The organism is Candidatus Poriferisodalis sp., assembly GCF_965215815.1.
Lineage (GTDB): Bacteria > Actinomycetota > Acidimicrobiia > Acidimicrobiales > Poriferisodalaceae > Poriferisodalis.
Genome location: NZ_CBDCEO010000013.1, coordinates 2,439,632 through 2,458,602, shown reverse-complemented (window position 1 = coordinate 2,458,602; position 18,971 = coordinate 2,439,632). Strand labels below are relative to the sequence as shown.

The following is an 18,971-nucleotide window of genomic DNA, read 5'->3' as shown; positions in this document are numbered from 1 at the left end:
TCCCAACGGCGAGGAGCGCCTGGCTACTCAATCCTCAGCGGTTCGCAGTGGCCTTCGCCGGTGCGACGTCGAAGGTCATGTCGATCATGCGCCAGTCGGCAGGCGGAGCGGCAGCAACCGCATGAACCGGCATCGGCTGGAAAGCGGGTCTTGTGTGCCGGGGAAGCCAGAGTGACGCAAACATGCCGACCACCCCCAATGCTGCTGACAGCAGGAACACCAGTGTGAACGACCCCGTGGCGTCGGCGATGAAGCCGCCGAGCTGAGGCGAGATCATCTGGGCGATGCCGAAGGAGAACGTTGTGGCGGCGAACGAGGGCCCGTAGTCGTCGGTTGTGGTGTTCGTAACGACGTAGACGGTCAGCACGCTCGGCATCGCCGCGAACAGCAACCCGATCGCTACCGCCAAGACCAACGTCGGCACGAACCATCCCGGCAGGATCAGCGTGGTGACGACCGCCCAGCCGGCAAACGAGATCACCAGTGTCCGGCGCGCTCCGATGCGTTCTCCGAGCGCGATGAACAGCGGACCGCCGAAGATCATCGCCAACCCGACCAGGGTGAAGGCCAGCGACGCCTGCGAACTCGTCCAGCCGTTGTCGTCCTCCAACCGGGTCGTCAGGAACGCAATGACCAGCAGGTACAGCAGCCCGAAGACCGTAAATGAGCACACCAGCGGCACCCAGCCGCGCATGCGCCGCAAGGCGCTGAACCCGCCGAGGCCGGACTTGGACGCCAAGCGCTCCTGGCGGTGGCCGATGAGCAGCAGCACCGCTGCGGCAACGACCGCTCCGATCAGGAGCTGCACCAAGTACACGTTCCGCCAGGACGCATCGCCCATGGTCGAACGGACGAAGCCGGAAAGCTGGCCGGCGAAGACAACGCCGAGGCCCATGCCCGCGCCGAGGAACCCGATTGCGAGTGGGCGCTTGTCCGGAGCGATCGCGTCGGCCGTGACGACCGGGGCGGGGATCCACGTCAAGGCCCCGCCCAGACCCATCGAGAACAGCCCTGCCCCCAGCACCAATGGACCCGGGGCGATGGCCGCCAGCGCCTGACCGATGATCGCGAGCACGATTCCGACACGCATCATCGAGAGCAGGCGGAATCGGCTCGAGGCCGCTGCGACGATCAGACTGCCCACCAAGTACGCCGCCATGTTCACGGTGGCCAGCGAGCCGGCGACGGTGTTCGACAGGCCGAAATCGTCACGGACTGCGGGAAGCAGCACCCCGTAGGTGAACCGCCCGAACGACTGAGCGATTGCGGCCACCAGTGCCATCAGGACCACCGCGGCCAGGCCCGTCAGCCTGCGACGCTGAGGTCTCAGGTCGCCGTTGCCAGTGGTCACGAGTGTCTATGCAACTAGCAAACGGTCTCTTCCGCACTAGTGGGATGGCGCGGGGGCTGCGACACTCAGGGGATGGTGACCGGTCTCGCGGCTCGTTGGGTGCTGCAATCGCTGCCTGGCCAACGCGGTGTCCTTCGTCGAGTCCTGTTGTGACCCAGGAACAATTCGCCATTGCCGTGGGTGTCGTCGCCACATTGGTGACGTTCGTCCAGGTCGTGCCCCAGGTCGTGCGCCTCGTGCGGATCGGTCGGACCGAAGGCACCTCGCCGGCCTGGGCAGCGGTCGGCATGGTCATCAACATTGGATGGCTCGCGTATGTGATCGCGGAGGAGTTCTGGATCACTATTCCCGCCGTCGGGGCTGCGGTCATCAGCTTCGGCGTGGTGCTGTTGCTGCTGTATCGCAACGGCGCCAAGGTGCGAGCCGGCGTGCTCTACGGCTTGGTCGTCAGCGTGGGATGCGTGGCGCTCCAGCTCGTGGCGGGCTGGACCGTCTTGGGCACGGTCCTGGGACTGTCGAACGGGCTGTATCTGGGGCCCCCGGTGGTTGCGGCCTGGAGGTCGCATGCACCGGTGGGCATCTCACCGCTCACTTGGGTGCTCACTGGCGGGGAAGGCATCTTGTGGGGCTTCTACGGCGTGCTCGTTGCAGCGGGGCCGATCATGGTCTACGGCTCGACCGCATTCCTGCTTTCAGCACTCATTTTGTTGCGGTTGTGGATCACTCGCCACCAGATCCGCTCTGTCCTCGCGGAACCATCCTGATCGGGCCGCTGTTGGCCCCGAATCAGGCGGGAATCGGGCAAGCGCTGACGCGATAGGTGCGCAAGCGCTTGCGCAGCGTCCACAGCAGAAGGCCGAGAGCGATCAGGCCAACGACCGGCTGCACCGGGGCCCACCATGCCAAGGCGCCCGAGACGCCCACGAGGGCGACGATTGCCTGGTTGCACACTGGACAGCCGACGGCGAGGAATGACACGAACCCGCCCCAGAGGGTGGCGGTGCCCTGTCGCTCCACGGCCGTGTCGGTGCTGGCTTCGCTGCTGGGCGCAGGGCGGATAGCCAGTATCAACCCGATCAAGGCCGAGGTGGCTGCCAGGATCACGTAGTCGAGCCAGCGAACGGCAACGGGTCGACCGAAGATCGGCGTGTCGATCAGGTCCGAGGGCACCCCGATGAGTACCGCTGCAATGCCGCCATAGGTAAGAGCCCGTGGCCATACCGTCCGAGGCAGCTCACGGAGATCTTTCAGCACCGCGGCGAAGCTACCGCGCACCTTGCAGCGTCGAGACGCGCCGATCCCCCACCGGGATCCGTTGTGGCTGTGGAAGTATCCTGCTTGTGGCACAGCGTCCAGACAATTCGGGCTTGCCGCCCCGCCGCGCAAGTCGCCGCGGAATGATGCCCAGTCGCAGCCAGCGGATGATCCGGTGCGCTGTTGCCGCTGCTCTCGTCGGGGCAATGACGGTGGGAGTCACGGCATCCCCGCTCGGCGCTGCCGAGGACACGGCCGTCGAGACGGCCTTGGCCAAGGTGAACGTCGTTCGCTATGGAGGTGCCGACCGCTTCGAGACGTCGGTGCTGACGACCAAGGCGTTCTCGGACTTCAAAGGCGACCTCATCGTTTCAGTGATGATGGTGTCGGGCTTCAAGTGGCACGACGCCGTCGTGACCGCACCATTCGACACGCCGGTGATCTTGACACGCCGGAACGCCGTGCCCCCGAAGACCATGGAGTACCTGAGGCGCTTCACATCGCCTTCAAACGGAGCGCCCTTCGTCACGCTCATCAGCACGAACGCAATATCGCCTGCCGTCGACGACCAGCTTGCCAAAGCCGGTATGGAGGTATTCCGCATCGATGGCAGCGATCAATTTCTGACCAGCGTGGCGGTGGCGGAGCGTCTCGGGGGCTTGTCTCAATTTCGCGGTGTGCGGACAGTCATCTTGGCGAGCGGCCAGGTGTTCGCAGATGCGCTCGTCGCCGGACGCCTAGCCTCCTACGACCACTTGCCGATCCTGCTGAACCCACCACACGCCCTGCACTCGAAGATCCGAGAATTCCTCAGTTCTTACGATGTCGAACAGGTCATCCTCATGGGCGGCGCGGCAGCGCTCTCGCAAGACGTCGAGGACTCGATTCGCGAGCTCGACATCCGGACCTTGAGAGTCGCCGGCCAAACGCGGTTCGAGACTGCCGTCGAGGTCGCTCGCATCACTGGGTTGAATTCCTGCCACATCCACGGGGGGAGTCTCGCTGTAGGCCTCACTCGAGCATGGGTGCCGTACGACGCCTTCAGCGCTACTCCCATGCTGGCCCGTTACGGCGCGCCTCTGCTGCTCACCGCCCCCGACGAGTTGCCCCCAGCAACGATGGCCTATCTCGACGAGGCCCGCGCAGCTCAGGCCAAGTGCGGCGACGAACCACTGATGCTCATCGTGATCGGCGGGGAAGCCGCCGTCTCCCAGGAGGCCATCGACGCCTACCTGCAACGAGGCGAAGAGATCGTCACCACGGACGAATAGTCGTGAGCTCGGTCAGTCGTTGAACAGAGGGGCGAGATCACGGCGACCATGCCTCGAGCAGGTCGGTGGCAGCGAACCATCGGCGGCGGCGGCCGATGCTCCCGGCATCCACGTCGATCGGCGAGAGCACGCCGCGATGCGCCAAGGAATCAAGGGCCGAGCGGCCCGATCGTTCGCTGACATCAAGCAGTTCAGCGACGTCGGCCGCACAGAGCACTGGGTATCCAGGCAGCAATGGCAGCAGCGCCAATGCAGAGCTGTCGGCCCGAAGACCTGCGACGGCGGCCGTCCAGCGCCGCCGCACCTCCTCGGTCTGGTGCACGATGTCCAAGGTCATACGGGCGGCGCGCTCAGCGACTTCTGCGAACCACCGGACCCACGGTCCGATCTGACCTTCTTCGAACAGACGCAGGCCCGACAAGTAGCCGCCGGGATCCCGAGCGATGGCGACGCTGACCGGCACAGTCGTGCGCTTGGCGATGCCAGCTCGTCGCAGCGTTCTGCTGACGAGTACCCGACCGAGCCGCCCATTGCCATCTCCGTAGGGATGGATGGCTTCGAATTGGGCGTGCACTAGAGCGGCTTGCGTGACCGCGTCGAGATCGGTTTCGGAGCGGTCTGCGAAACTCACGAGATCGTCGACGAGAGCCGGTATCTCCTGCGGAGGCGGTGGCACATAGGCGGCATCGAGCGGTGAGCGCCCTCCGACCCATCCGAGGGCAGGACGGAATGCCCCCAGCATCTCGGCCGGCAGGCTGCTGTGTCGCATCAGCTGCGCGTGCCAGTTGTGCAGGGTCTGAACGGTGAGTGGCTGATCTGCCATCTCTAGCGCCGCCCCGATGACCGTAAGGTTGTCCGCCACCCAGCCAGCCGGTCCAGCACCACCGACTCGTTCTGCGACAAGCACCGACTCCACCGGTTCGCGCAACCCCTCGATTCCCGAGGAAGCGATGCCCTCGTGGCGCAGCAACAAGCGTGCGAGAACTTCCCATGCAGCCGGGAGCTGACTGTCCGCAGATCGGAGCGCGGCGACAGCTCGCTCCGCAGCGCGAGCATCGGCTGTTCTCAGGGAGAAGTCGCGCTCCGCCAATGGCGCCGGTACCCACGCGTCAACCGGGCGGCCGTTCCACTCAACGGAGACATGTCTCCCGGCAGAGCCTTCCGAAACAATCATTCTTTCGGAAGGATAATGCCACAACCTTCCGAATAACTACGATTCCCGGCGCATGACGCGCTCGGTCCCATTGTCGGCACTCTCCGGAATTTCTTGCTGATCCGCTTCGACAAGGGACGAACGACGGAGAGCACGGACAGCAAGGCCGAGGTTGCCCATAGCTCTGCTTCTCGTTCCCCCCGAATACCCGATACCGAGAACAGCCGAGCCTGTCAATCTGCCCGCCGCCCGCTCGTTCAACAAGCCAGACCAGTATCGGGGCGACGACAACCACCACGAAGACGACGATGAGGGCATTGCCGCCGCGGAGGCTCCCCCGAATCTCCAGGCGCGCCTGCCTCGGCCATGCCACAGGGTCGCGAGAAAGCTCATGCCGGTCGTCAAACGCAAGAGGCGCAGGACGCGTGCGCTACGCAGCACACGCAACGGTCTCACGACCGGAATCAGCGCGAGCACCACGATCGCTGCATCGAACCAGTATCGACGGAGGTAACGCGCCGGGGCCATTTCCGTGAGGACGAGGCGGACACCGAGGTCAGCGGCGAAGAAGCCCCAGATTGCCCAGTTCACATTCTGAACCACAGCTCAGGCGGACGGACCGACACGGCTCTCCATGAGGAACAGCGGGGCGTGGGTGATTGTCCGGCCGCCTCGCCTGATTCTTGGATGTGATCAGAGGACTGGCTACGTCGGCCAGTCGAGCCGGCGGGTCGTGTTCGAATGACTCGTCAGTGACGGCCACCCATGAGTACCTACGGGGAGCGATGTCAAAGCGTGGCGTCGCCGATTCGTTTGGGGTCCATGGGGGGCCTTTCGGCGAGGCGACCTCACCGGCGCGCGAGGGGCGAAGTCAAACCGAGGACGAGACAGAGACCGTCTTCGATGCGTTCCATCGTGGCGGCACTGATGACACTGATCGGCTCGGACAGCTCTGCCTTGTCGATGGTGACCACCTGTGAGACGTTGACAACAGAATCGAGGGACAGTCCAGATTCGGATGCGGGCAGCCCCACGTTGCCGGGCGCGTCGGAGAGCCGGAGATTGCTTGTCACGGCAACGCCGATGACTGTCGCGATGCGGCTGCGATTGAAGTTGTCGTCGGAAACTATGACCACCGGGCGGCGAAGGCCGGGCTCCGATCCAGCGGGTTCACCAAGATCCGTCCAGCAGATGTGGCCGCGCTGCATCAACAATCGCCCGACAGCGCACGTGCCTGGGCTGCACGCAAGACCGGATCCAGCCTCGAGGGCTCATCGCTGTAGATGTCGTTGAGCCGCTCTGTCACCTCGTCGCGCGTGGCCTCTGTCAGCAAGCGTCTGAGCGCTCGCGTGTACAGGCTCGACCGAGAGCAGCGTTCCCGCGCTGCGAGTTCCTCGGCTGCCTGAAACACGTCGTCCGGGATCGACACGGCGATCTTCATGCGCGTAGTATAACCCGGTATTACCACAGCTTGAGCATCGAGAACGCACATGCTCAGCGCTCGAGTTCGCGGATGGCTTCGAGGAGGGTTGCTGTGTCACGCAACCAGCTCACGACTCGATCGACGCAGTCTGGGCGGGTCACGTCGAGCAGCAGGGCAGCTACCGCCACGGTGTCGCCCGTCTCGTCGTCGACGACCATCGTGGTAGTCGGCCGCAGGCGTGCGTCGGATGCGATGAGCACTCCTGCGGCACGCAACTCACGGCGCTGCAATTCACCGCCGTCATCATTCAAGAGCTCTTCATTCATCGAACTTGAATATATTTCAATGCTTGCCGGACGGCCAAACGATTTCTGTCGTACGGGCACTCAGGCCCGGCGAGAACCGCCACTTCGGGGACTCGCTGGCGGCGCACAGAGGCCCTAGTTCGTGTTGCGGCCCGTAGAGTCGCGGGCCAATCTCTTAGGCATTGCCGAGTCGCGGAGTGAGATCGTCCCTATGGCTGCTGACAACGCTGCTGTCGATGACGCCGAGGCGACTTCGGTGGCGGCCGGACATCGATTCGCCGCTGCGCTGCGGGAAGACGGGCTCTCGGTGATCGCCGAGATCAAGCGCCGCTCGCCGTCACGCGGGGAGTTGCGGGCCGACGCGGACGCCGCCGATCTTGCGTCCGAGTACAAGGCCGGCGGGGCGTCGTGTCTGTCGGTGCTGACCGAGAGCGATCGGTTCGGCGGCTCCCCCGAGGACTTGCAGGCCGCCAAGGCCGTCACCGGCCTCCCGGTACTGCGTAAGGACTTCCTGTGCACGCTCGACGATGTGCGCGACAGCCACGCGATGGGCGCCGACGCGATGCTCGTCATCCTCGCCGACATCGACCCGTCGCAGCTGCCGCCGATACAAGAGCTTGCGCTGTCGCTCGGCGTCGACGTGCTGACCGAGGTGCGTGACGCGGCGGAGTTCGAAGCAGCAGTCGGCCTCGGCGCCTACATGATCGCGATCAACCAGCGTGACAACCCCGAATCGACAAAGTTCACCGTGGACTACGACAAGGCAGTGCGGGTCAGCCGCTGCTTCGAGGGAATCGACGACGGGATCCTGCTTGTGGCGGCGTCAGGCATCGGCGTGCCGGGCGGAACGCCGATGAAGGCAATCTTCAACGCCGGCTACCACGCTGCCCTGATCGGCGAGGCGCTGGTCACCGCCGACGATCCACCGGAATTGCTGCGAGAACTGCTGGCCGACGCCGAATAACCAATCCCCGATCAGCCGGGGGTCAAGGCGTCTTGGACGATGTTGTCGGGTGGGACGCCGCCGCCGCGTTCCACGGTGCCGTCGGCACGGATCAGCAGCCAGCGGGGGTGATAGCTGACGCCGAGTTGCGCCGCCAAGTCGCCGTTCTCGTCGGGTAGGTGCGGCATGTTTCCGACGCCGTACGTGCTCACGAAACGCGACATGGCCGCTTTGGTGTCGCGCCCGGGAATGCCCACCAGGACGAGATTGTCTCCGTGCTGTGACTTCAGCGCTGCGACCGCAGGCGCTTCGCTCTGGCAGGTCGGTCACCAAGGCGCCCAGAACCACAGCAGCACGTCTCGACCGGCCACCGCGTCGACGTCGAATGTCGCACCGTCGAGCTGCGGCACGGCCAGCGCCAGCACCTGGGGCCGATCTTCGGTCGGCTCGGGTTCGGCGACGACGTCTTCGGGCTCGCCGCCGGTTTCTGCCTGGTCGTCCTCGTCGTCTTCGCTCTCTGGATCGGGTTCGGTGCCCTCCCCCGGCTCAGCGTCGGATGTTTCCGTTGATTCGCCTTCGGCCTCGTCGTGCCGATCGTCGGACTCGCCCTCGTCCTCTTCTTCCTGCCCCTCACCGTCATCGTCGGCGTCGCGGCCGTCCTCGCCCCGATCTTCATCCTCGTAGCCATCATCATCGTCCCGAGGACCGTCATCGTCGGCGTCGCGGCCGTCGCCGTCATAGTCATCGTCCCGAGGGCCGTCATCGTCGGCGTCGTCTTGCTCGTCCTCGTCGCCATCATCATCGTCGAGGTGACGATCATCCCCATCGTCTTCACCCGAATCATGGCCGTCGCCGTCGCCGTCGTCGTCGCCGTCAGAGTCGGGCGCCGAGGTGTCGCTGACCGGGGCTTCCGTGGTCGCTGCGGCCGGAGCGGCCGTGCCTTCGACCACTGCTTGCGGTGTCTCGTCACTGTCGCTGCTGCAGCCAGCCACGAGGCCCGCGCTCGCAAGGCAGCAGGCGAGGAGAGTTATCGCGCGTCGCAGGAGGCGGGCCACGGTTGCGAGCGTAACCCGCCGCCAGGCGGCCTCAGATGCCGCAACAGGCCACTAGTTTCACGCCGTGCCGCGCTTGTTCGTCGCCGTGTGGCCGCCCGAGTCTGTCGTCGACGAATTGGCTGGGCTTGCTCGACCGGCCGCTCCGGGAGTCAGCTGGACGAAGCCGCACCGTTTGCACATCACGTTGCGCTTCCTCGGCGAGTGCGACCAAGACGAGACGCGCAGCACCTTGGAATCGACGACGTTTCCCACCGCTCGGGTGACCATTGGTCCAGCTCCAGAACGACTGGGTCGTGGTGTACTCATGCTGCCTGCTGAGGGCGTCGACGAGCTGGCCGCCTCGGTCATCGACGGCACCCGGTTCATCGGCGACCCGCCGCCGGACCACCCCTTTGTGGGGCACCTGACTGTGGCACGGTTCCGGCGCCGCCCGCCGCCGGTGGACTGGCCACGGCTCCACGAAGCTTTCGACGTGAACCAGATCAGCCTCGTCGAATCGGCACCTTGGGGCGGCTACGTGGACGTCGCTACTTTCCCGCTTAAGTGACCCATACGGCTGCGGGCCGACTTGGCGATTTGGCCCGCCGGAATGTGACAGCCTGAAACCGCGCGGTCCGGCCAGGACGGTGTCCGCGCATCGACACGGCAGAACGCCATCGCTCGCAGAAGGGCCGGTCACAACAGGAGGAAACATGGGACTTCATCACGTCGCATACGCAACAAAGGACCTCGAGGCGACGCACCGCTTCTATGAGGAGCTCATGGGGTTCCCGCTGGTGCATGCCGAAAAGGACGAACGCCCGGCTCCCGACGGCGGTCCTACGGGCTGGATCAAGCACGTCTTCTATGACATCGGCGACGGGGAGTGCATTGCGTTCTTCCAGATCGCCAACATGGGCGAGCAGGCCGACTTCAGCACTGACCTCAGCAAGTCGGTGGGACTCCCGGTCTGGGTCAACCACGTCGCAGTGAGGGCCACACCGGAAATGCAAGAGACCGTCCGCAACCGCATGACCGGGGCCGGGATGAAGCCGCTCATGGACATCGACCATGGATGGTGCCAGTCGCTCTACTACCTCGACCCGAACGGCATCATGGTCGAGCTGTGCGCGGACACGACCGGCTTCGAACCCGACCCTGCGGGGGCACTGGCGGTGATGCGCGCTCCGGTGCCCACTGACGCCTCGGCCTGAACAGGGGCCGGCCAGCAGATGGGCATCACCCGTGAGTTCGTCGCGCTGCCGAGCGCTAGCACCCCCCGAGCCGGCGTCGGCGGGCATCCCTGCCAGGGCGTCTACTACCGACCCGAGGGCCACGAGCCTCGCACAGCACTGATCGCAACCCACTACAACATCGACTTCAGTGAGCACTACCTGGCCGAATACATCGCCGAGCGTGGCTTGGGCTTCCTCGGCTGGAACACCCGCTTCCGTGGTGCCGAGCCGTACTTCCTGGCCGATCTGGCCCTAGCGGACATCGACATCGGGATTCGATGGCTGCGCAGCCAAGGTGTCGACTGCGTCGTGCTGCTGGGCAACAGCGGCGGGGGCTCGCTCATGGCCACCTATCAAGCCCAGGCCACAGCACCCAATTTGGTTCCCGAGTACAGCCGGCGAAGTCTCAACCCGGCGATCGACGATCTGGCGGGCGGTGACCTCTACGTCTCCATCGTTGCGCACACCGGCCGCGCTGAAGTGCTGACGAACTGGATGGACCCATCGGTCACCGACGAGAACGATCCCCTCAGCGTCGACCCGAGCCTTGACCCCTTCGCTCCAGACCGGCAGCCCCCGTTCGATGCCGAGTTCATCGCCGCCTATCGAAGCGCACAACGTGCGCGTAACGACCGCATCACTGCGTGGTGCAAGAACGAGCTCGACCGACTGGCTGGCGCGGGACATCGCGAGCGCCTCTTCACGGTGCCGCGACTGTGGGCCGACCTGCGCATGCTCGACGGCTCGATTGACCCCAGCCAGCGAACCGTGCCCGGTTGCTACCTCGGCGATCCGCGCCGGGCCAACTACGGGATCTTCGGCGTCGGCACGGTCAGCTCACTGCGGACCTGGTTGTCGATGTGGAGCCTCAGCGACTCGCAGTGCAGCACCGACCAGGCGCAGCACATCACGCTGCCGGCGATCGTCATCGATGCTGATGCCGACACGGGCATCTTCACCTCCGACACGGCCAAGATCGTCGATGCGCTGCGCGGCCGACCGGGTGCGCCCGACGTGCCGGTGCACAGCGTCACCGGCGACCATTACCTGATCGAGCCCGCCGGTGCCCGAGCCGAAGCCGCCGATCTCATCACCGACTGGGTCCGCACCCACACCGCTTAGCAGGCTGCTGACGAAGTCGGTTTCGGTCAATCGACCAATCCGCTAACCAGCGGCCTTGCCTCCGCCAGCCCGCGATATCGGCACGTTTTTAGCACCCTGTGAGAGCGTGAGCGGATAGGTGGGTTGGGGGTTGGGGGTTGGGCATCGTGATCGGGGAGAGCATCCGAAAAACATGAAACATCACCAAACTGGCTGTCATGTAATTGTAATAAACAAAAGGAGTGTACAAGTGTTTGCATGTCGCATGCAGCCGGTAGAGGGAACGTATGTTCTCTCAAGTGCAGCGGGCGCTCGAACACCTCAGCACAGCCCTCGACAGCGTCGAGCAAGCGCCCACCTCCGAGCTGCGCCGGACGCTGGGGCTCGCCAAGGCGCTGCGCAGCCGCGTCGAGCTGCTCGAGACCAAGGCAGCGTCGCTGGTCGCCCGACGCGAACAGCACGGAGACGGCGGCGTCGGGCTGCTGAGCCAGCAAGGCGGACTGTCGCGCTCCGAGGCCGCCCGCAACGTCCGCACCGACGCCGAGCTCGCCGAGATCCCCGCTGTGCGCTCAGGGGTCGCCGAGGGCGAGATCAGCCTCGCGAACGCCGCCCGGCTCGCACACGCCGCCCGCAAGACCAGCCCCCAAACAGTCCAGCACGACGCCGAGATCGTCGAGCTAGCCAAGTCGCTTCCCGCAGACGAATTCGCCCAAGAAGCCCAACGCTGGACTGTGCGACACCAACGAGGCGAGGATCTCGCCGCGCAGCACCGCCGCAACCGCCGCAACCGCAACGTGCGATTCTGGAACGGCGACGACGGCTCGGTGCAGATGCGCGGCAGCTTCGACACCGAGATGGGCGCACGCATCCAAAGCGGTCTGCGCCACCAAGCCGAACAGCTCCGCCAAGCTGATCGCCGACGAGCACGCAACAACCAACGCCGCAACGCCACCGACGACGCGAACAGCACGGAAGTGCGCACCCGCGACCAGCGCATGGCCGACGCGCTCGACCAAGCCGTGACCGCAGCCGGCACCGCCACAGCGCCCGAACCCGCGAGCGGCCCAGCACTGCAACCCGTAGATAGCCCGGTGTCGCAGCCTGTCGGTGTCTTGGCGTCGGCGGGCGTCGGCTCGCCGGATCGCGACAGCGACACCGAGCGCGCCGCTGCGGAGCCCGCACCGGCGCGCACACCGCACCGCGCAGCCGCCCCACAGGTCATCGTCCGTGCCGACCTCGACACGCTGCTCGGTCGCAGCGGCGGCATCGCCGAGGTCGCCGGCACCGGACCCATACCCGCCAGCACGCTGCAGCGGATCCTGTGCAACTCCGACCTCTCGGTCGTGTTCTTCGGCGACAATTTCACACCGCTGTACGAGACCACAGCCGCCCGAGCACCCACCGCAGCGCAGCGCCGCGCCCTGATCGCCCGCGACGGGTCCTGCATCGGCTGTTCAGCGCCGCCAGGTGAGTGCGAAGCCCACCACATCATTCCTTGGAAACGCGGCGGCAAGACCCGTGTCGACAACCTTGTGCTGGTGTGCTGGTCCTGCCACGACCGCATCCACGATCACAACTGGCAAGTAGCTGTCCGAGACGGCCGCTACCGGATCGCGCCGCCCGACACCGCACACCGCCCCCCGCACACCGAGCACCGAACACCGAACACCGAACAGACCCCACCCCGACACCCAAACCCCAACACGCCGAGCCGCGAGCCACAGCGCTCACGCCCCCAACTGAAGCCCCCAGATGATGCCGGACGCCGCACCGCAGACAACAACCACGGCGACGCAACCCCAACCCCACCTATCCGCTGACGCTCTTAGGCTCGGCCCCCTTACGAGGGGCGATCGGCGGGCAGAAGGCCGAGCGATTGCCTCATGTCGCAACAGGACCAGCAGATGTCGCACCAGCTTTGCCCCACCACGGTTGTCGAGATTGACCTCGCGTCGGCCGACGGCACCATGAACTGCCACGTGATCACACCCGAGCGGGACGGGACGCTGCGAGCCGTGATCGTGTACATGCCGGCGTCGGGGATACGCCCCGAGCTGGTCGGCATTGCCGAGCGCATTGCCTCGATGGGCTACGTCGTCGTGCTGCCGAACTCCTTCTACCGGCTGGCCCGCCAGGTCGACATCGACGCCAATCGGCTCGGCGACGACGACTACCTGCCCGTGCGCGAGTTCATGATGGGACTCGCTGCAAACATCACGAATGCCCGCATCATCGCCGACACCGGCGTGATCCTGGAGTGGCTGATAGGCCACGATGGCATCGACGCCGGAACGGTCGGCGGTGTCGGCTATTGCATGGGCGGGAGGCTTGTGATGGCCTCTGCCGGGGCCTTTCCGGACCGCTTCGCCGCTGCAGCGTCGCTGTATGGGGCGGGCATTGTTACTGACGAGGACGACTCGCCGCACCTGAGGCTCAATGACGTGACAGGCGAGCTGTACTTCGGCATCGCCGAGAACGACATCTACGTCAGCGCCGAAGAGACCGCTGCGCTGAAGGCTCACCTGCCCAAGATCGATGTGCGGCACACCGTCGAGACCTATCCCGGCACCGAGCACGGCTTCGTCTTCGGGGAGCGCTATTGCTTCTCACCCGAGGGCGCCGAGTTGCACTACCAGCGGCTCGCAGATCTCTTCGCTCGCACGCTCGGCTGATTCCGGGTCCGGAGTTCCTCGCCGATGCCTGACTTCCTCGACACGGAGCACACCGAGGTCCTGCACACAGCCGAGCGTCTTGGCGACGAACTCGCTGCGCTCCCCGCACGCCTCGAGGCGGGAGACCTGGGTGCGGCAGTGCGGCAGGCATCGATGGCCGCAGGCGTGTTCGGCATGACCCAACCAGCGGCGTTCGGCGGCACCGAGGCGGGAATGCTGGCGCTCACGATCGTCCGGGACACGCTCGGCAGCCGCAACGTAAGCGACTTGCCAGGAATCTTCGGCCCGTCACCAGGCGTGCTCGCCGACGTCCGCGATCCGCTGCGCTCGCAATTCCTGCTGCCGTACCTGGCTGGAGAGCTGCGCAGCGGCTTCGGCTTCACCGAGCCCGCAGACGCCCCGCGCCACACCTGGGCAGTGCGTGACGGGGACGATCTGGTGATCAATGGCCAGAAGTCCTACGTGACCGGCGGCGGCGATGCCGACTTCATCAACGCGCTCGTCGAAGTCTCCGGGACCGGGCCAGCGATGGTGCTCATCGAAACTGACCGGCCAGGCGTGGTGCTCACACAACGGTTCGGGACGCTCGATGGCAGTCACCACGCCGCGTTCACATTCTCCGATGTTCGGGTGCCGGCAACTCATGTCATCGGTGAGGCCGGACGCGGTCTGGGACGGGCGCTGGATCAGATCAGCGCCACTCGCATGGCCATTGCCGCGGATTGCGTGGGTCAGTGCCGATTCGCGATCGAATTCGTCGAACGAACACTCAGCGAGCGGGCTGCCCGCAGCGGCGAGGCGAGCGGTGCTGCGCGGATCGGGACCGACGTCGAGCGGGTCGCCCTCGGCGACATGCGCATCGCGGCCTACGCCGCACGCAGCGCGCTGTATCGCACAGCGCGCTTGGTCGACGCCGGCGAGAACGCCGTCAATGAGGTGATGGCGGCCAAATCGCTCGCGACCGAGACGCTGAGCCGGGTCTGCGATGACGCGATTCAGCTCGTCGGCGGAACGGCGCTCGTCGACGGGCATCCCCTGGTGGAGATCCTGCGCCGGGTGCGGGCCCTGCGGCTCGCGGAGGGACCCACCGAGGTGCTTGCCGCAAACGTCGCGCGGGGCCGGCTGGATCTCGGCCTCGGCCGCATCTGAAGTCGCCAAGCGGGAGCGTTCGCGAGCACCGGCACCACCCAGGTCAGTCCCAGCCCAATTCGTGCAGCCTGTCGTCGTCGATGCCGAAGTGGTGCGCGATCTCATGCACGACCGTCACCAGCACCTCTTCGACGACCTCATCGGCCGTCTCGCACATCTCCAAGATCGGCAGACGGTAGATGACGATGCTGTCAGGCATGGCCAGCCCGCCATAGTCGTGGCGCTCCGTCAGCGGGATGCCCTCATAGACGCCGAGCAGGTCGGGATCGTCTCCCCGATCCTCCACGAAGATGGCGACGTTGTCCATGAGCGATCGCAGCGCGTCGGGAATGTCTTCGAGCGCTTCCTCCACTAGATCAGCGAATCTCGCCTCGTCCATCTCGAGCACGACCCCATCCTGCCGGACAAGTCGGCCCGAGCACGGGTTGCGCAGCGATTACGGGCAAATGCTGCGTTGCACAGCGATTACGGGCTAATGCTGCGTTGCGCAGCGATTACGGCCCAGCACTAGGTTGCAGGCGTGCTTGAGCTCGTCGTCACCGGCAACGATCCAGACGCCGCATCGGAGGTCGCGGCCCGCATCGGAGGCGTCTGCTACGCAGCCGACCCGGACGACCGCCGCAACTTCCCATTCCGCACGATGGTGCGGGCCATCACCGACACTCCCGACGTGCTCTCGCCAGCAGCAGGACACGGCACCTACTTGGCATTCTCACGCATCATCCGCGAGCGTCCCATCGGGGCCGATCCGGGCACTGCCTCGCTTGGCCTGACCGCGATATTTCCCATGGTCCACCACCCTGATCTGACTCATCGGGAGGGTGACAGCCACTGGCGCGACACCCACGCACCGCTGGCGTTGCAGCATCATCCGGGAATGTGGGACTACACCCAGCTCAGCGTCGTGGCCACGCTCAACGGCCCGTCCTTTGACGGCTTCGCCCTGGTCTCGTTCGCTTCGCTCACCGATTTGCGTGAGCGATTCTTCGGCGACGACCACGACCGGGAGGTCATACGCAACGACGTTGCGAAGTTCGCGGACATGCAGCGATCGCCCCGACGGGTGATCTCCACCGAGACGATCTACCGTCAGCGTCCCCCGCTGCCCGCTGTGACCTGGCCACACGACTGAACACCGCGGCGATGCACCAGCACCTTTCAACCCGCCCGCTGCGATGAGCCGCCCGGCGCACTGAGCATGAGTACCTCGACCCATGTCGATGGGTTCAGTCGCGCCCGCAAGCTCGCCACACTGCTCACGCTTGCCGCATCAGCGGCGGTGTCGCAGTCTTTCGGTCGCTTCACCTACTCGCTGCTCTACACCGATCTGCGGGACGGTTTCGGCCTGTCCAATACCGCCGCCGGCGCATTGGGTTCGCTGAACCTGCTGCTGTACGTGTTGGGCTCGCTGGTCGTAGCGCTGACCGTCGGACGCATGGGCCTGAGCGGGGCCGTGCGGATCGGCCTTGCGGGCAACGTGGTCGGCCTGGCGTTGCTGGCATGGAGTCCGAACGTCGGCGTTGCCGCCGCGGCACTCGCGCTGACGGGCTTTTGCGCTGCAGGCGTGTGGGTCGGCACGCCCGGTCTCGCTGCAGAGCTGTTGGGCCCGCTCAAGCGAGGTGCAGCAGCAGGCTGGATGACCGGCGGCGTCGGCAGCGGCATGGTCGCAGCGGCCGTCATCGATGGGCTGCTGAGCAATCCAGCCAGTACCAGCGCTGAAGCCGTGCTGAACGCAGCCGACCTCAGCCACCCGCGCAACGTCTACCGGATCGAGTTCGTGATTGGGGCAGTGGCGTTGGTAGCGCTGGTCGTAGCTGTTCGCAGGTGGACGCGTACGCCCGCTCGGACGGGGTTGTCTGGCGCCCGCGCTGCGCTCGCGAAAGTGCCCCAAGCCGCCAGGCTGATCACCTCCTACACCCTCCACGCCTTCGTCGTCACGACGGTGCTGACGTTCATCGTGAGTCATCTCGAGGGCTACTCAGACATCTTCAACTCCCGCAGCGCAACACTCGCCTTCTCCTCCATCGGCATCGGCAGCATCGCGGGTGGACCGATCTTCGGCCGCCTCGCAGATCGCCTGGGACGTCGTCGCACCGTCACGATCGGCTTCGCAGTGTCGACGGTCTCGATCATCACGATGACGGCGTACCCCGCGCTCGCACTCGGCGGACCGCCGCTTGCTGTCGTGTCGGCCTTCGTCTTCGGCACGGCGTTCACGGGCATCATCGCCTCGATCGCCGCCCGCGTCAGCGACAACCTCCAAGGCGACGAATTCGGCGCCGCCTACGGTCTCGCGACGATCGTGTTCGGACTGGGTCTTGCGGCGGGCCCGCAGATCGGGGGGCTGCTCGCCGACTGGTTCGACAGCTTCGGTCCCGCCTTCGGGCTCGCAGTCGCGGCCTGCATCGTGGGCATTGCGCTCACCGGCTGGGGCGACGATCCCGAACCGCATGCACCAGCGAGTCAGGCTGCTGGCCCCGGCACCCAGCCGACGTAACGGAGTCAGCCGATGACGCCCTCGGACCGCAGAGTCGCCAAGCGGGTGTCGCCGTAGCCGAGGATTTCGTCGGTGTGCTCGCCGTGCAGCGGCGCAGGTCGTGCCGGCCGAGACGGCGTCGCCGAGAAAAGGGCAGGCGGACGGGCCGTCCGAATACGCCCAGCAGTCGGATGCACCGACTCCACGACGATTCCCCGGTGGCGCACATGCGGATCGGAGATCACCTCGGTGCGGGTGTTGACCGGCCCGACGGTGATGACATCAGCACCCTGGTCGGCCAGGATCGATGTGCCGAACGGACCCGAGACCACCGCCGAAAGGTCAATGACCCGGATGCCGTGCAGGGGTCCAAGCACCGGCCCCGCATCGCGTCGGGATTGCCGTGAGGCGGCCTCCTCAGGCGGAACTGCGTTCGACGTCGCTAGTCCCACGTCTTGAGCACAGGCAGGGCCTCGTCGGCGAACAGCTCCATCGACGCCTTGGCATAGGCGTCGTAGCCCTCCGTCACCGCGAAGTGGTCGCCCATCACCTCGTAGTGCTCAAGCAGGCTGCCCAAGTAGGTGCCCATGTAGTGGTGGGCACGCTCTTGCGCTTGGGCCGCGTCGGGCATGCATAGGCAGAAGTCCGCTGTCATCAGCGCCGGGTCGACGAGCTGGCTGGACTAGCTGAACTCAGGCTCGTCCCACCAGGGAAAGAAGTCGGGAAGGTCTTCACTGGGGCGCAGCGAGAACTCCGGCGAACGTTTCTCGAGGAATGACACCACGCCCTCGTGCGCATCGGCGCCACGGCCGAGGTTGAAGATGCCCCGGGAATCGACTTTGTGCGCCTCCATCGGGTGGTCCGCTCCCAGCATTCGCCACATCATGTGACGGATCAGCGTCACCGAGATCGCGGAAGTGTTCTTGGCGATCTCTGCGGCGAGAGCCCGCGCTGCGGGCAGCAGGTCGTCGGGCTCGTGCAAGCTGCGCACCAGGCCGCCCGCAAGCGCCTCGTCGGCATCGAACACGCGGCCGCTGAAGCACCATTCCAGCGCCTTCGACACGCCCACGACGCGTGGCAAGAAGTAAGACGAGCACGCCTCGGGCACCAGACCCCGGCGGGAGAACACGAATCCGATGCGAGCCTTGGTGGACGCCAGCCGCACGTCCATTGGCAGCGTCATCGTGATGCCGACGCCCACGGCAGGACCGTTGATGGCAGCGATGAGCGGCTTGTTGAATTCGTACAGCCGCAACGTCAGCAAGCCGCCGCCGTCACGCATCCACGAGAGATCGTCGGCTGCGCGTCCCTCGATGGCACGCTCGGCCTTCTGCTCGTCGGTCTGGCGGTCATAGTCGAACGTGGCGGCGCCCGTGCCCAGGTCGGCTCCGGCGCAGTAGCCGCGGCCGGCGCCAGTGAAGATCACCGCTCGAACTTCGTCATCGGCATCCGCGAGATCGATTGCATCGAGCACATCGCGCTGCATCTGGCTGTTGAAGGCGTTCAGTCGCTCCGGCCGGTTGAGGGTGATGGTGGCGACGTGTTCGTCAACCTCGTACAGGATCGTCTCGAACTCCGGCATGGGGCCTCCCCGGGGTCGTAGC

At 65.8% G+C, this 18,971-nt stretch carries 23 protein-coding genes; 11 read left to right on the top strand and 12 right to left on the bottom strand.

The features are described 5' to 3' along the window. Positions 1-34: 34 nt before the first annotated feature. Positions 35-1,351: a CynX/NimT family MFS transporter gene (locus ACOOHB_RS21135; protein ID WP_420446752.1), complete on the bottom strand. Its 1,317-nt coding sequence runs from the start codon at positions 1,349-1,351 to the stop codon at positions 35-37. A gap of 149 nt (positions 1,352-1,500) precedes the next feature. On the opposite strand from ACOOHB_RS21135, the gene ACOOHB_RS21130 reads away from it, so the two are divergent. Beyond that, positions 1,501-2,115, top strand: a complete 615-nt coding sequence (locus ACOOHB_RS21130) for a PQ-loop domain-containing transporter (protein WP_420446751.1) — start codon at positions 1,501-1,503, stop codon at positions 2,113-2,115. A 22-nt stretch (positions 2,116-2,137) separates the two neighbouring features. Here the strand turns inward: ACOOHB_RS21130 and ACOOHB_RS21125 are convergent, their stop codons facing one another. Continuing rightward, on the bottom strand, positions 2,138-2,605 hold the full coding sequence (locus tag ACOOHB_RS21125) for a hypothetical protein (RefSeq protein ID WP_420446750.1): 468 nt from the start codon (positions 2,603-2,605) through the stop codon (positions 2,138-2,140). Positions 2,606-2,811: 206 nt separating this feature from the next. Here ACOOHB_RS21125 and ACOOHB_RS21120 point away from each other — a divergent pair, with 206 nt between their 5' ends. Further along, a complete protein-coding gene (locus tag ACOOHB_RS21120; RefSeq protein ID WP_420446749.1) occupies positions 2,812-3,876 on the top strand; it encodes a cell wall-binding repeat-containing protein in 1,065 nt (354 codons plus the stop codon). A gap of 37 nt (positions 3,877-3,913) precedes the next feature. Here the strand turns inward: ACOOHB_RS21120 and ACOOHB_RS21115 are convergent, their stop codons facing one another. From ACOOHB_RS21115 to ACOOHB_RS21100, 4 genes are all read right to left on the bottom strand, one after another. Continuing rightward, on the bottom strand, positions 3,914-5,050 hold the full coding sequence (locus ACOOHB_RS21115; RefSeq protein ID WP_420446748.1) for a Fic family protein: 1,137 nt from the start codon (positions 5,048-5,050) through the stop codon (positions 3,914-3,916). Between the two features lie 827 nt (positions 5,051-5,877). Further along, positions 5,878-6,237 carry a type II toxin-antitoxin system PemK/MazF family toxin gene (locus ACOOHB_RS21110; RefSeq protein WP_420446747.1) on the bottom strand — a complete coding sequence of 120 codons (360 nt, stop codon included), beginning with the start codon at positions 6,235-6,237 and terminating at the stop codon, positions 5,878-5,880. Then, positions 6,237-6,470 (bottom strand): ChpI protein, encoded by a 234-nt coding sequence (locus ACOOHB_RS21105; RefSeq protein WP_420446746.1) that lies wholly within the window; start codon positions 6,468-6,470, stop codon positions 6,237-6,239. Before ACOOHB_RS21105 ends, ACOOHB_RS21110 begins: the two co-directional genes overlap by 1 nt. A 53-nt stretch (positions 6,471-6,523) precedes the next feature. Then, a complete protein-coding gene (locus ACOOHB_RS21100; protein WP_420446745.1) occupies positions 6,524-6,778 on the bottom strand; it encodes a hypothetical protein in 255 nt (84 codons plus the stop codon). Between the two features lie 121 nt (positions 6,779-6,899). On the opposite strand from ACOOHB_RS21100, the gene ACOOHB_RS21095 reads away from it, so the two are divergent. After that, a complete protein-coding gene (locus ACOOHB_RS21095; protein WP_420446744.1) occupies positions 6,900-7,721 on the top strand; it encodes an indole-3-glycerol phosphate synthase TrpC in 822 nt (273 codons plus the stop codon). An 11-nt stretch (positions 7,722-7,732) separates the two neighbouring features. On the opposite strand, the gene ACOOHB_RS21090 is transcribed toward ACOOHB_RS21095, so the two are convergent. Both ACOOHB_RS21090 and ACOOHB_RS21085 read right to left on the bottom strand, forming a co-directional pair. After that, on the bottom strand, positions 7,733-7,957 hold the full coding sequence (locus tag ACOOHB_RS21090; RefSeq protein WP_420446743.1) for a peroxiredoxin family protein: 225 nt from the start codon (positions 7,955-7,957) through the stop codon (positions 7,733-7,735). Between the two features lie 69 nt (positions 7,958-8,026). After that, on the bottom strand, positions 8,027-8,755 hold the full coding sequence (locus tag ACOOHB_RS21085) for a hypothetical protein (RefSeq protein ID WP_420446742.1): 729 nt from the start codon (positions 8,753-8,755) through the stop codon (positions 8,027-8,029). Between the two features lie 64 nt (positions 8,756-8,819). Here ACOOHB_RS21085 and ACOOHB_RS21080 point away from each other — a divergent pair, with 64 nt between their 5' ends. The 6 genes from ACOOHB_RS21080 to ACOOHB_RS21055 all read left to right on the top strand — a co-directional run bounded on the left by ACOOHB_RS21080 (position 8,820) and on the right by ACOOHB_RS21055 (position 14,891). Beyond that, positions 8,820-9,302 carry a 2'-5' RNA ligase family protein gene (locus ACOOHB_RS21080; protein ID WP_420446741.1) on the top strand — a complete coding sequence of 161 codons (483 nt, stop codon included), beginning with the start codon at positions 8,820-8,822 and terminating at the stop codon, positions 9,300-9,302. 145 nt (positions 9,303-9,447) lie between these two features. Continuing rightward, a complete protein-coding gene (locus ACOOHB_RS21075; RefSeq protein ID WP_420446740.1) occupies positions 9,448-9,948 on the top strand; it encodes a VOC family protein in 501 nt (166 codons plus the stop codon). 18 nt (positions 9,949-9,966) lie between these two features. Further along, positions 9,967-11,091 carry an alpha/beta hydrolase family protein gene (locus tag ACOOHB_RS21070; RefSeq protein WP_420446739.1) on the top strand — a complete coding sequence of 375 codons (1,125 nt, stop codon included), beginning with the start codon at positions 9,967-9,969 and terminating at the stop codon, positions 11,089-11,091. 266 nt (positions 11,092-11,357) lie between these two features. Further along, a complete protein-coding gene (locus tag ACOOHB_RS21065) occupies positions 11,358-12,890 on the top strand; it encodes a DUF222 domain-containing protein (RefSeq protein WP_420446738.1) in 1,533 nt (510 codons plus the stop codon). A 63-nt stretch (positions 12,891-12,953) separates the two neighbouring features. Next, positions 12,954-13,742, top strand: a complete 789-nt coding sequence (locus tag ACOOHB_RS21060) for a dienelactone hydrolase family protein (protein ID WP_420446737.1) — start codon at positions 12,954-12,956, stop codon at positions 13,740-13,742. A 24-nt stretch (positions 13,743-13,766) separates the two neighbouring features. After that, a complete protein-coding gene (locus ACOOHB_RS21055) occupies positions 13,767-14,891 on the top strand; it encodes an acyl-CoA dehydrogenase family protein (protein ID WP_420446736.1) in 1,125 nt (374 codons plus the stop codon). A gap of 43 nt (positions 14,892-14,934) precedes the next feature. On the opposite strand, the gene ACOOHB_RS21050 is transcribed toward ACOOHB_RS21055, so the two are convergent. Beyond that, entirely contained in the window at positions 14,935-15,270 is a 336-nt protein-coding gene (locus ACOOHB_RS21050) for a metallopeptidase family protein (protein ID WP_420446953.1), read from the bottom strand. Positions 15,271-15,411: 141 nt separating this feature from the next. Between ACOOHB_RS21050 and ACOOHB_RS21045 the strand changes: the two genes are divergently transcribed. Next, positions 15,412-16,023 carry an EthD domain-containing protein gene (locus ACOOHB_RS21045; protein ID WP_420446735.1) on the top strand — a complete coding sequence of 204 codons (612 nt, stop codon included), beginning with the start codon at positions 15,412-15,414 and terminating at the stop codon, positions 16,021-16,023. Positions 16,024-16,089: 66 nt separating this feature from the next. Continuing rightward, the gene (locus ACOOHB_RS21040) at positions 16,090-17,388 is read left to right on the top strand and encodes an MFS transporter (RefSeq protein WP_420446734.1); all 1,299 of its coding nucleotides are present in this window, start codon (positions 16,090-16,092) and stop codon (positions 17,386-17,388) included. Positions 17,389-17,393: 5 nt separating this feature from the next. Here ACOOHB_RS21040 and ACOOHB_RS21035 read toward each other — a convergent pair whose 3' ends face one another. The 3 genes from ACOOHB_RS21035 to ACOOHB_RS21025 form a co-directional block, all read right to left on the bottom strand. Then, positions 17,394-17,744, bottom strand: a complete 351-nt coding sequence (locus ACOOHB_RS21035) for a CoA transferase (RefSeq protein WP_420446733.1) — start codon at positions 17,742-17,744, stop codon at positions 17,394-17,396. Positions 17,745-17,809: 65 nt separating this feature from the next. Continuing rightward, the gene (locus ACOOHB_RS21030; RefSeq protein WP_420446732.1) at positions 17,810-18,022 is read right to left on the bottom strand and encodes a hypothetical protein; all 213 of its coding nucleotides are present in this window, start codon (positions 18,020-18,022) and stop codon (positions 17,810-17,812) included. Between the two features lie 27 nt (positions 18,023-18,049). Next, positions 18,050-18,949, bottom strand: a complete 900-nt coding sequence (locus ACOOHB_RS21025; RefSeq protein WP_420446731.1) for a crotonase/enoyl-CoA hydratase family protein — start codon at positions 18,947-18,949, stop codon at positions 18,050-18,052. Between the last annotated feature and the right edge of the window lie 22 nt (positions 18,950-18,971).